This is a genomic window from Sorangium sp. So ce1153, from assembly GCF_051521595.1.
Lineage (GTDB): Bacteria > Myxococcota_A > Polyangia > Polyangiales > Polyangiaceae > Sorangium.
The window spans coordinates 855,776-868,373 of record NZ_CP150361.1 but is presented as its reverse complement, the minus strand read 5'-3'; the positions used below and the strand labels follow the sequence as shown (position 1 = coordinate 868,373).

At 73.1% G+C, this 12,598-nt stretch carries 7 protein-coding genes; 3 read left to right on the top strand and 4 right to left on the bottom strand.

The window, feature by feature from the left end:
* Positions 1-143: 143 nt before the first annotated feature.
* The 4 genes from WME85_RS03070 to sppA all read right to left on the bottom strand — a co-directional run bounded on the left by WME85_RS03070 (position 144) and on the right by sppA (position 7,800).
* Positions 144-947, bottom strand: coding sequence for a hypothetical protein (locus WME85_RS03070; RefSeq protein ID WP_437835186.1), 804 nt, complete (start codon positions 945-947; stop codon positions 144-146).
* Between the two features lie 44 nt (positions 948-991).
* Positions 992-1,471 carry a hypothetical protein gene (locus tag WME85_RS03065; protein ID WP_437835184.1) on the bottom strand — a complete coding sequence of 160 codons (480 nt, stop codon included), beginning with the start codon at positions 1,469-1,471 and terminating at the stop codon, positions 992-994.
* A 400-nt stretch (positions 1,472-1,871) separates the two neighbouring features.
* The gene (locus tag WME85_RS03060; RefSeq protein ID WP_437835182.1) at positions 1,872-5,300 is read right to left on the bottom strand and encodes a vitamin B12-dependent ribonucleotide reductase; all 3,429 of its coding nucleotides are present in this window, start codon (positions 5,298-5,300) and stop codon (positions 1,872-1,874) included.
* A gap of 715 nt (positions 5,301-6,015) precedes the next feature.
* Positions 6,016-7,800 carry a signal peptide peptidase SppA gene (sppA, locus tag WME85_RS03055; protein WP_437835181.1) on the bottom strand — a complete coding sequence of 595 codons (1,785 nt, stop codon included), beginning with the start codon at positions 7,798-7,800 and terminating at the stop codon, positions 6,016-6,018.
* A gap of 425 nt (positions 7,801-8,225) precedes the next feature.
* On the opposite strand from sppA, the gene WME85_RS03050 reads away from it, so the two are divergent.
* The 3 genes from WME85_RS03050 to WME85_RS03040 all read left to right on the top strand — a co-directional run bounded on the left by WME85_RS03050 (position 8,226) and on the right by WME85_RS03040 (position 12,443).
* Positions 8,226-9,848, top strand: a complete 1,623-nt coding sequence (locus WME85_RS03050) for a ribonuclease J (protein WP_437835179.1) — start codon at positions 8,226-8,228, stop codon at positions 9,846-9,848.
* Positions 9,845-11,143: a CHAD domain-containing protein gene (locus tag WME85_RS03045; protein WP_437835177.1), complete on the top strand. Its 1,299-nt coding sequence runs from the start codon at positions 9,845-9,847 to the stop codon at positions 11,141-11,143. Before WME85_RS03050 ends, WME85_RS03045 begins: the two co-directional genes overlap by 4 nt.
* A 166-nt stretch (positions 11,144-11,309) precedes the next feature.
* Positions 11,310-12,443 carry a hypothetical protein gene (locus WME85_RS03040; RefSeq protein ID WP_437835175.1) on the top strand — a complete coding sequence of 378 codons (1,134 nt, stop codon included), beginning with the start codon at positions 11,310-11,312 and terminating at the stop codon, positions 12,441-12,443.
* Positions 12,444-12,598 lie beyond the last annotated feature (155 nt).

The following is a 12,598-nucleotide window of genomic DNA, read 5'->3' as shown; positions in this document are numbered from 1 at the left end:
GCCGTGTGATCGCGACCGCTCCTGGCGCCGCGCGATCGCGACCGCTCCTGGCGCCGCGCGATCGCGACCGCTCCTGGCGCCGCGCGATCGCGACCGCTACTGACGCCGCGCGATCGCGGCCGCGCGCGGCGACGACGGGCTAGCTATCCGCCCGAGCGCTGATCGTCCGCGAGCGTGGAGCGCTCGAGCTTTCCCGGCGTGGCGCTGGCTGGCTCCGGCGGCGTCGCGTCCACCTCGGTCTGTCCGGATCGGCGCGACGAGGGGCGCACCTGGTTCGCCAGGTCGGTGTGGCCCGCGAGCCGGAAGAACCCTCCCAGGAACGTCGCGACGCGGCCGAAGCGCTCGTCGTACAGGGCGATGGCCGTGCTCTTGGCCATCCGCGTCGCCTTGGCCTCGCGCGCCTCGCGCGCCACGTCCTTCAGGTGGCTGAGGAGCGCGTCGCGCAGCCGCTCGATCCGCAGCACCGCGTCGTCGGCGTCCCACCGGACCCCCTCGCGGCGGGGCCTCGGCAGCTCCTTGCTGCTGAGCGCGCGCGTCACCTCGCCGGCGAAGCGCTCCAGCTGCACCGGATCGCGCGGGGTGGCCTCCGTGAACCCCAGGTGCTTGAGGGCCGCGTGGCCGTACAGGCCGGTGAGCCAGTCGCGGAGGTCATTGAGCTCGTCGTGGAGCTCGTGGGCGACCTCGTCGCGGCCTTCCCGCGGAGCGCCATCGTCGGCGAGCTCGCCCACGAGGATCTCGTCGGCTGTCACCATGCGATCGCGCGCGTCGGCGAGGGCGCGGACGACGAGCTGTGTGAGGAGGGCGATGTTCGGCATCTGCTCTCCCTTGCGGAGGTAGGGAGAGAGCAGCGCCTCGATCTCGGTGGCGATCCGGTCGGCGTGGGTCTCGCCCGCCGCGACGACCGAGCTGGCGCTCTTCTGACGATCGGTAACCCGCTGGGAGGGCATGACAGCTCCTGGGCGCGGCCTCCGGCGCCGTTCCGTACCGCGGCTCAGTTGCACTCGGCGGGCGGCGTGCTCCCGGCGAGGCTCGCTCGGATCTGGGTGAGCGCCTTGGCGCGCGGGGTCTTCCCGCTCTGCACGAGCTTCTCGATCCCGGCGCACAGGTGGGATGCCGTTGCCGCCTTCGACTTGGCCTCTGGCGACTTCCCCGACTTGGTGGCCACCGCGTGGAGCGCGGTGCAGCACGCCTGGATGGAGGCACCGCTCCCGCGGGGAACAGCCGTCCCCGTCGCCCCCTCGGCCGCCCCCGCGTCTGCGTCGGCCGTCGCGGCGGAGGCCGCTGCCGCGGGCTCCTGGGCCGCCGCGGGCTCCGGGGTCGCAGCGGGCGTCGGTATCGCGGCGGGCACGGGGTCGGCGGCGACCGGCGCGACCGACTGTGCGGGGGCCGGGATCGCCTCTGGCTCTGCTTCTTCTTTCTGGCAAGCGCCGGACAGCACGCCGCAGGTGATGACGACACATGCAATGGACAAGCGCGACCGGATCATGCGCAGTCTTCTACAAAGCTTCGCAGACCGCAGCCATCCGGCTGGCCAGGTAGAACCGCGTACGGACGTACCCGCAGCGCCCCCGCTTCACCGCCGGGTCCGCGCTCACCGCCAGCGATCCATGTTCCCCGCCCAGCCGTCTGCGATCACCCAGGCGATCGCCCCTCGCCCCCCTTCCCCCCGAGTCGGCGGGGGTGGGGGTGACGCGGGAGGGGGTGGCGGGGGAAGGGCCCCACGAACCCGAGCGCCGGCCCGCAGCGCAGCGATGCCCGTCCAGTCCCCGGCTCCCCCGTTCACGAGGCAATAGCCACCAAGAGGCGCGAGTTCGTGGGAAGGGCCCCCCGCCACCCCCTCCCGCGTCACCCCCACCCCCGCCCGTCGCCTACTAGCTGCAACCCATGCTGTTGCCGCAGTTGAGGCACTTGTAGCAGGCCCCGTTGCGCACGGTGATGTGCCCGCAGCCGTCGCACACGGGCGCGTCGCCCATCATGTCCTCGAGCTGCGCGTCGAGCGCGCTCGACGCCCTACCCCCGCCGTCGAGCAGCGCGGCCCCCGAGGAGCTCTGCGAGAACGACGCCACGCCGCTCTCCTGTGCGCGCGACTCGACCGGGTCCTCCATGGCCGAGGTGACCGGCTGCACGTGGGCGAGGTCGTAGCGGTTCAGGTACTCGACCCCGAGCACGCGGAAGAGGTAGTCCACGATCGACGTCGAGAACTTCACGTAGTCGTGCCCCTCGACGACGCCCTGCGGCTCGAAGCGGGTGAACGTGTACTGCTCGACGAACGTCTCGAGCGGCACGCCGTACTGGAGCCCGATCGACACCGCCATGGCGAAGCAGTTCATCATCGAGCGGAACGCGGCCCCCTCCTTGTGGAGGTCGATGAAGATCTCGCCGAGCGTCCCGTCGTCGTACTCGCCGGTGCGCAGGTAGATCTTGTGCCCGCCGACGCGCGCCTCCTGCGTGAAGCCCTTGCGCTTCCTGGGCAGGCGGAACCGCTCGGGCGCCGCGTCCGAGGGCGAGCGCGGGCGCGCCTGGCTGGCCAGCGCCGTCGCCGCCTGGAGGACGGGCCCGGCGATCTCGGCCTTGTCGGCCTTGCTCTTCGTGTCCGTCGCCTTGCCGTCGCTCGAGCTCGAGGTCGACGAGAGCGGCTGCGACGCCTTGCAGCCGTCGCGGTAGAGCGCGACCGCCTTGAGCCCGAGGCGCCACCCCTCCTCGTAGATCCGCTGCACTTCCTCGACCGTCGCGTCGTTCGGCAGATTCACCGTCTTCGAGATCGCGCCGGACAGGAACGGCTGCGCGGCGGCCATCATGCGGACGTGCGCCATCGGCGCGAGGTACCGCCGGCCCTTCTTGCCGCAGCGGTTGGCGCAGTCGAACACCGCGTAGTGCTCCTCGCGCAGGTGCGGCGCCCCCTCCACGGTCATGCGGCCGATGATCGTCTCGTTCGCCTCCTCGATCTCCGCGGGCGAGAAGCCGAGGTGCTGGAGCAGCGAGAAGCCGAAGCGCGCCCGCGACTCCTTGGAGACGCCGAGCCTGTCGTAGGCCTCCTCGCCGAGGATCCAGGGACCGAAGGCGAGATCCAGATCGAAGACGCCCGGGATGGCGGCCTCGACCTTCGCGAGGTCGTCGTTGTTGAGCCCCTTGGCCTTGAGCGACGCCCGGTTCACGTGCGGCGCCGCCAGGAGGGTGTTCGTGCCGGACACGTAGGCGACGATCTCCTGCACCTCCGCCTCGGGGTAGCCGAGCCGCCGCAGCGCCTCGGGGACGGACTGGTTCACGATCTTGAAGTAGCCGCCACCGGCGAGCTTCTTGAACTTCACGAGCGAGAAGTCGGGCTCGATGCCCGTCGTGTCGCAATCCATCAGGAGGCCGATGGTGCCGGTCGGCGCGAGCACCGTCGCCTGGGCGTTGCGGTAGCCGTGCTCCTGCCCGAGCCGCACCGCCTCGTCCCAGTCGGCGCACGCCGCCCGCCAGAGCGACTCCGGGCAGCGGTCGCGGTCGATCGCGTACGCGGCGTCGCGGTGCATGCCCATCACCCGGAGCATCGGCTCGCGGTTCCTCGCGAAGCCGGCGAACGACCCCTTCGCGGCGGCCATCTCGGCCGAGACCCGGTAGGCGTGACCGCAGAGGATCGCGGTGAGCGCGCCGGCGACCGAGCGCCCCTGGTCGGAGTCGTACGGGATGCCCTGCAGCATGAGCAGGGTGCCCAGGTTGGCGTAACCGAGCCCGAGCGGGCGGTAGTCGTGCGAGTTCTTGGCGATGCTCCGGGTCGGGTAGGCCGAGAAGTCGACGAGGATCTCCTGCGCGACGAAGAACACGCGCACGGCGTGGCGGTAGCCCTCGATGTCGAACGAGCCGTCCTGGCGGAGGAACTTGGTCAGGTTCAGGCTCGACAGGTTGCAGGCCGAGTCGTCGAGGAACATGTACTCCGAGCACGGGTTCGAGGCGTTGATGCGCGCCGTGTTCGGGCAGGTGTGCCAACGGTTGATGGTCGTGTCGTACTGCACGCCCGGGTCGGCGCAGCCCCACGCCGCCTCGGCGATCTGGCGCCAGAGGTCCTTGGCGCTCAGCGTGTCGACGACCTCGCCGGTCGTCCGCGAGCGCGTCTCCCACGAGGCGCCCGTCGCCGCCGCGCGCATGAACTCGTCGCTCACGCGCACCGAGTTGTTCGAGTTCTGCCCGCTGACGGTGTGGTAGGCCTCGCCGTTGAAGTCGGACGGGTACCCCGAGGCGATGAGCGCCATCGCCTTCTTCTCCTCGCGGACCTTCCACTGGATGAAGTCGACGATCTCCGGGTGGTCCATGTCGAGGCAGACCATCTTGGCGGCGCGCCGCGTCGTCCCGCCGCTCTTGGTCGCGCCGGCGGCGCGGTCGAACACCTCGAGGAAGCTCATGAGCCCCGAGCTCGTCCCGCCGCCCGATAGCTTCTCCTGCTTGCCGCGGATCGCGCTGAAGTTCGTCCCCGTCCCCGACCCGTACTTGAACAGCCGGGCCTCGCTCTTCACGAGGTCGTAGATGCTCATCAGGTCGTCCTGGACCGCCTGGATGAAGCAAGCGGAGCACTGCGGCCGCTCGTAGGCGTTCCGGGTCTCGACGATCTCGTCGACCGCGCCCGCCGCGCCCGTACGTTGCGCGGAAGCGCCCGGCTTCAGGGCGGCGCCCCCGTTCCCCGCGTCGGCCGAGGCGTCGTTCCAGGCGTAGTTGCCGCCGGAGCCCTCGATGCCGTACCGGTGGAAGAGCCCGCAGTTGAACCAGACGGGCGAGTTGAACGCGCCGTACTGGTGGACGAGCAGGTACGCGAGCTCCGCCTCGAAGGTGTCGGCTTCCTTGGTCGAGGCGAAGTAGCCGCCGAAGTGCTCGCCCGCCTCGCGGATGGTGCGCGCGAGCCGGTGCACGACCTGGCGGACGCTCGTCTCGCCGAGCTCCTTCTTGCCGTGGATGCCCGCCTTGCGGAAGTACTTGGAGACGACGATGTCGGTGGCGAGCTGCGACCAGCCGGCGGGGATCTCGGCCCCTTCCATCTTGAAGACGACCGAGCCGTCCGGGTTGGTGATGACGCTCGAGCGGCGCTCCCAGGTGACCTCGTCGAGCGGATCCACGCCGCGCTGCGTGAACCGCCGCTCGAACCCGAGCCCGCGCGGTCGCGAGGCCCCCTTCTTCGCGGCCTTGCTCGCGGCCGCGCCGTTGGCCTGCGCCTTGGCGGTCCCTCCGGTCGCCGGACGGGCCCCTCCTTCTTCCTTCGTCCGCGCCGTCATCTTGCCGTTCCCGGCGGGAAGCTTACCGCCGTCACCCACAACTGCCGACTGGGCCATTTCCAAGTCCTCCTGTGAGCCACCGCACCTGTCGGTGACCCGGGTCCTACCGAAAGCACAAAGAGTTCCCCGGAGAGCGCCGAGGCGCACATCGCCTCGATCTCCATGGGTCCTCGTCGCTTCTCCCCGACTACCTGCTCAAACGTTCTGTCTTCCGACCAGTGAGCATAGTTTCAGGTTTCATACCTGAAAGGCGTGCGCCGACGTTCGGGAGCGCCTGACCGCCTGCTAGTCAAACTCGCGAACCCTCCCTGCGTCAAGGAGAACCGCTACATCTTGGGATCTCCGGCCGAACAGGGCCCACATATAGGGCCTCCTCTGTTCCACAGCCGATTCCTAGCGCTCCCTGAGCAGTTCTGAACAAGCGCTACCCACCAGGCGCACAGATTACTCACAGCTTCTCCAGACAAAAATCGTCCTCATCCAGGAAAGCCTCCCAACAGTCTGCCCGCCGAATGTCGCTTTCGAACCGTCCCCCTTGAGCCGGGCGGGGTGAATGTGCGTACGGGACGGGCTGCTGTCTGAGTCGCTTCCAGGCCCTCGTGAGCCGGGCGGGGTGAGTGTGCGTGCGGGGCGCGCGCCGGGGACGGGCCGCTGTCCGAGCACCTCGCCGCCGCTTCTCCTCGCGCAGCGAGGGGGAGCAGCGGCCTTGCGAGATCGGCGGGGCCCCGGCGCGCGCCCCGCACGCACACTCACCCCGCCCGGCCGTCGCCCGCTAGTCGAGATCAGCCGCCTCCGCGCAGTACGCGAGCACCCGCTCCCCCTCGCAGTGGATCGCGAGCGCGACGTCCCCGGCGATCCCCCGCAGCCCGACGAGCTCGAGCAGCGTCGGCACCGGCGCCGGCAGCAGCGGCGGCGGCGGGATGTACCGCGACGCGCGCACGATCGCCGGCTCGATGGCGGCCGCCTTCGGCCCGATCATCTGCCGCAGCTCGTGGAGCGCCCGCTCGAAGCCGCCGAGCATGTCGACGAGGCCGCGCGCCTGCGCGTCGGCGCCGCTGTAGACGCGCCCCTGCGCGAGCGGCTCGATCTCCTCGACCGGCCGCCGCCGCCCGCGGGCGACGACGCGCAGGAACGTCGCGTAGATCGCGTCGAGCTCGCGCTCCATCACCGCCCGCTCCCCCTCGTCGAGCCGGCGCGACGGGGAGAACAGGTCGGCCCGCGCGCCGCGCTTCACGACGTCGGTCGAGACGCCGAGGCGCTCGAGCAGCGGGCCGAGCGCGAAGCGCGCCGAGACCACGCCGATGCTCCCCGTGATCGTCTGCGGCTGCGCGACGATCGCGTGCGCCGCCGCCGCCACGTAGTAGCCGCCGCTCGCCGCCACGTTCGACATGCAGGCCACGACCGGCTTCACCTCGGCGAGGCGGGTGACCTCGTGGTGGATCCTGTCCGACGCGAGCGCGGACCCGCCCGGCGAGTCGATGTGGAGGATGACCCCCCGGATGCGCGGGTTCTGACGCGCCGCGCGCAGGCTCGCGACGAGCCGCTCCTCGCTGGCGAGCGAGGCGCCCCGGAAGCGGGCGCGGCTCACGATCGCGCCGTGCACCTCGACGACGCCGATGATCGGGCGCGGCCACATCGGCCGCAGCGAGAGCGCGCGCCGCGCGCCGAGGTAGCGGTCCGCGGACACGAGGCGCCCCCGCGCGTGCCGGGCGGACGCGAGCGCGCCCCCGCCGGCCGAGCCGCCGTCGGGCTCGGCGCGGCGCGGCGCGATCGTGCCAGGGAGCAGCCCCGTCGCGAGCATGTGCTCGAGCTCGTCCTCGTACGCGACAGCGTCGATGATGCCCCGCGCCACGGCCTGCTCCGCGCCGTAGGGCGCCTCGTCGATCCACCTTGCGGCCGTCTCCCGGTCGACGCGCCGCCCCTGGGCGAGCGACGCGACGAGGTCGCCGAGGCGCGCGTCGAGCAGCGCGCCGACCTGCTCGCGCTGCGCGGCGCTCATCGCGTCGCGCACGAGCACCTCGCCGGCGTTCTTGTACATGCCCTTCGCGAACACCTCGGGCTCGACGCCTACCTGCTCCAGCGCGCGGCGCACGTACCGGCCCTCCACCGCGAACCCGAGCGGCGACACGAGCGTCTCCGGCCCGACCACGATCGCCCGCGCGGCCGAGGCGAGCAGGAGCATGGTGTTGTCGGCGCCCATCGGCAGGTAGGCGACGATGTCCTTGCCCCCCGCCCGGATCTCCAGGAGCGCGTCCCGCAGCGAGGCGATCACCGCGGGCCCCGCGTGGACCGACCGCATCCGGAGCAAGAGCCCCGCCGGGCGCGGGTCCCTCATCAGGTGCTTGCCGAGCTCCCGGACGCGCTCCACCGAGACCGGGGCCCGCTTTTTGGGGCGCCACCAGAGGGCGAGCCGGACCCGGGGAGGCTGAAGATCGACGACGGGGCCGTCGATTTCGAGGACGACATACCCGCCCCGCGGTGCAGCAAACGCCCAGCGGAGCGCGCTGACCGGGAGCAGGAGCAAGCGGAGGAGATTGACGAGCAGGGCAGCGATCACCGGTGGCTCCTGGGACGTTCAGGGGAGAGGCAGATCAGCCTCCGCCGGCGGGCGGCGGTCACGACGCGGGAAAGAGCGGGAAAGACAAGGGGCGCTGGCGCCGGACCGCGCGGCGCGAGGCCGCTGGCGGCGCCGGCGTGAGGCCGCCGCCGCCGAGCCTGGCGCCGCCGCGGGAAAGAGAGAGCGTGACGCAAGGGCCCACCCTGTGGCTACACTGTCGCGCTAAGTTTCGAAGAGGACGGCGAGCCGATCTCGTTCTACGTCTGAAGCCGCCGTCTCCTCTCTTACAGACCAGCTCAGCAAGCCGTGGGCCGCAGGCTCCCGGCGCCCTGGGTGGCAGCCCCCCTCCACGAAACGTGCATCCCGAGCAGAGCGCCCCCGCCCCGAGCCAGCTTCCGCCGCCAGCCCCGTCCACCCTGCGGCTCGTGCCTCTCGGAGGCCTCGGCGAGGTCGGGATGAACTGCCTCGCGCTCGAGCAGGCGGACGGCGTGCTGCTCATCGACTGCGGCGTGACGTTCCCGAGCTCGGACCTCGGCATCGACGTCTACCACCCGCGCTTCGACCACGTGCTCGCGCTCCGAGAGCGGGTGCGCGGCATCGTCCTGACGCACGGCCACGAGGACCACATCGGCGGGCTGCCGTTCCTCCTGCGCCACCTCGACGTCCCGGTCTGGGGGCCGCCGCACGCGCTGGAGCTCGTGCGCTACCGGCTCGCCGAGCACGCGCTCGACGACAAGGCGCAGCTCGTGCCGACGCAGGTCGGGCGCGAGGTCGCGATCGGCGGCTTCGTCGTGGAGCCGCTCCGGGTGACGCACTCGATCGTCGACGCCACGGCGCTCGCGATCCACACGGCCGCGGGGCTCGTGGTGCACACCGGGGACTTCAAGCTGGACCCGACGCCGCTCGACGGCGAGCCGACGGACGAGGCGCGCTTCCGCGCCCTCGGCGACGCCGGCGTCCGGCTGCTCCTCTCCGACAGCACCAACGTGGACTCGCCAGGCGAGGCGGGGAGCGAGCGCGACGTCGCCCACGCGCTCGCCGAGCTCGTCGAGACAGCGCCGGCGCGCGTCGTGGTCGGCGTGTTCGCCTCCAACGTCCAGCGCCTGCTCGCCCTCGGTCAGGCCGCGGTCCGCTCGCGCCGCAAGATCTGCCTCCTCGGCCGCAGCGTGCAGACGCACGTCCGGGCGGCGCAGGCGGTGGGGCGGCTCCCGTGGCCGAGCGATCTGCTCGTGCCCCCCGAGGTAGCGTCCTCGATGCCGCGCGAGCGGCTCCTCGTCGTCGCGAGCGGCACCCAGGCCGAGCGCGCCTCCACGCTGATGCGGTTCGCGTCGGGGACGCACCCGCACCTGCGCCTCGAAGAGGGGGATCGCGTGATCCTGTCGAGCCGTGTCATCCCTGGCAACGATCGGCCGGTCGTCGATATGATGGCGGGGCTCCTTCGCCTCGGCGTCGAGCTCGTGACGTGGTCGACGGATCGGCGCGTGCACGCGAGCGGACACGCGCACCGGACGGAGCAGGCACGCATGATCGACCTCACCCAGCCGCGCAGCTTCCTCCCGGTGCACGGCGCGCTGCACCACCTGACCCGGCACGCGGCGCTGGCGCGGGAGCGCGGCGTGGCCGAGGTGCTCGTCGCCGAGAACGGCCACGTCGTCGAGATCGGCAAGACGCAGCCGCTCGGGCGGAGCGGCCGGGCCGTCGCCGGCCGCGTGGCGACGGCGGGCGGCGAGGAGCTCGGGGAGGAGGTCCTCCGGGAGCGCGCGAACATCGGCCGCGCCGGGGTGGCGTTCGTGTCGCTGGTCGTCGACGTGCACGGCGCCCTGGCGGCGCCGCCGCAGGTGCTCGCCCGCGGCGTCACCGGGGAGCTCGAGGGCGGCGCGCTGAGGGCGGCGGCGCGCGCCGTCGCGCAGGCGGTGAACGACTGCGAGCCGCGCGCGCGGCGCCGCGACAACGACATCATCGAGGTCGCCCGGCTCGCGGCGCGCCGGACGATCGAGGCGAAGCTCGGGAGGCGCCCGCTGGTGACGGTGGCGCTCACGCGGCTGTGACGCCCCCCGAGGGGAGCGCGCCGCCGCCGGACGGCGTCGGGGGTGACGACCGCGGCGGGGGCGACGACCGCGGCGGGGGTGACGACCGCGGTGGAGCGAAGCTCTCGGCGGCGGAGTTCCTGGGGCCGGTGCTGCTCTCCCACATCGAGAGCGTCCGCGCCGACGCGCAGCGCGTCGTCGCCACGAGCGCGCAGGGCGAGGACGCCGAGCCGGACGCGGAGGCGGTGCACGACTTCCGGGTCTCGCTGCGCCGGCTCCGGACGCTGCTCAAGCCCGCGCGGCGCATCTACGGCAAGCGGCGGCTCCGCCCGATCGCCGACGGGCTCCGGGGCTTCGCGCGGGCGACCGGCACGCTGCGCGACGAGGAGGTGCTGCGCGAGACGCTCACCGCGCTCGAGCTGGGCGAGGAGGCGCGGACCGCGGTCGATGCGTGGGTCGCGCGGCGATCGCACCGCGAGCACGAGGCGCGCACCCACATCGTCGCGCTGCTCCGGCGGGACCGGCCGGGCGACGCAGCCGCGCCGCTGGCCGACGCGCCCCGCTCGGATGCTGCGGTCGCGCCGCTGGCCGACGGCGCAGCCGCGCCGCTGGCGGACGACGCAGCCGCGCCGCTGGCGGACGACGCAGCCGCACCGCAGGCGGACGACGCAGCCGCGCCGCTGGCCGACGGCGCAGCCGCGCCGCTGGCGGACGACGCAGCCGCGCCGCTGACCGATGCGCCTCCGCGTGGCGACGCAGCCGCGCCGCTGGCCGACGCGCCTCCGCGCGGCGACGCAGCCGCGTCGCAAGCCAGGTTGCCGGCAGCAAGCAAGCAGCTTCGCCTGGAGCCGCACCTCGCGCGGCTCGAGCGGCGCATCGGGCGCCGCAAGGTGAAGCGGCGAGGCGCCAGGGCGCTCGCCCGGCGGGCGATCGGCGACGCCCTGGACGACGTGCGCGCGCTCGCGACGAGCGATCCGAACGACGGCGCGGCGATGCACGCGCTCCGGATCCGCTTCAAGCGGCTGCGCTACTCCGCGGAGACGTTCTCGCCGCTCTTCGGCGAGCCCGCCGAGCGCACCGCCAAGTCCGCGTCACGGCTGCAGCGCCGCCTCGGCCAGCTGCACGACGTCGACGAGGCGCTCGCGCAGATGCGGGACGCAGAAGGGCTGTCGCCGGAGCAGCGCGCGGCCGTCGCCGAGGCGCTCGGCGCCGAGCGGGCGCGCCTCGCCCACAAGGCGACCGAGGAGCTCGCGCACGAGCTCGAGACGCTCACGACCCTCTGGTCGGACAAGCCGCGCGCTCTCCCACCCGGCTGACGCGGCGCGCGGCGCGCGGCGCGGCAAGGAGCACCGCAGCAAGGGCGCCGCGAATGGGCGCAGAGGATTCAGGCCCCGCGGAGCTCGCCATGGGCGCAGGCGGTTCGTGATACCGTCGGTACGGCCTCGTTCACCGAGGCAAAGCTCGCCGGTCCCGGAGGTGGTGTTGCGCCGCTCTGCTTTTCCAAGCGTCACCGCGCTCGTCGCTCTCCTCGCGGCGAGCGCCTGCACCCAGGACTTCGATCAGTTCGAGCCCGAGCTCTTCCCGGCGTCCGCGAGCGGCTCCGGCGGCTCCGGCGGCTCCGGTGGGACCGGCGGTGACGGAGGCGGTCAGGGGACGACCGCGAGCACCGCGAGCACCGCGAGCACCGCGAGCACCGCGAGCACCGCGAGCACCGGCGGAGGCGGCGCCGAGCAGTGCTTGAACGGCGACGATGATGACGACGACGGCGCCGTCGACTGCGCCGACGACGACTGCGGCGGGTTCGCCTGCGTCGCCGTCCCCGAGGACTGGGAGGGGCCCGGCGTCCTGTACGCAGGTCCCGCGGCCGCGGACGTCGCCTGCCCCGAGGGCTTCCCCACGCGGGTGGACGTCGGCGGCCGCGATCTCCTCGACGAGCCTGCGACCTGCAGCGCGTGCTCGTGCGGGGCGCCGACCGCGGAGTGCGGAGCGCTCGAGGTCACGGTGTACCGGGGCGACACGTGCGGCGGGGGCAACGCGACGCTGGAGGTCCCGACGGACGAGTGCTTCTCCATCAACGGCCTCGATCTCGGCAGCTACAGGGGACAGGCGCCCGACGTCGACGCGGCGAGGTGCGCCCCGTCGGGCGGGGAGGCCACGGTGCCGCCGCCGCGCTTCGGCACCGAGGGGCTCGTGTGCGCCCCCGGGCCGGACAGCGGCGGCTGCGCGGCGGGCGAGGCGTGCGCGCCGCGCGAGATCGACGCGCCGTTCGAGCAGGGCGTGTGCGTCTGGCGCGAGGGGGAGCGGCGCTGCCCGCAAGGGTTCGACGAGCGGCACGTGTTCGCGAGCTCCGTCGTCGACGACCGCGGCTGCACGCGGTGCACCTGCAACGCGGACGGCGTGCGCTGCGCGGCGACGCTGACCTTCTTCAGCGAGGCCCGCTGCGAGGGGCCGATCGAGAGCGTGCCCTTCGACGGGAGCTGCGCCGAGGATGCGCCCTCCGCCACCTCGCTGTCGGCGGAGGTGACCGCGACCGGCAGCTGTCAGCCGCGCGGCGGCGCCCCCACGGGAGAGATCGCGGCAGGCGACGACAGGATCACCGTCTGCTGCGCCCAGTGATCGACCGGAGCGCGGCGCCTGTTCCGGGGTGACACCTGAAGGGGGCCGACGGGGCGGGAGGACCGGAAGAAAGATGAACGTTCTTCCCTGCTTCCCGACCGTTTTTCAGCTCCTTCATGAGGTCGAGGCGCCGACCGCCGCGCGACGCTGAACGG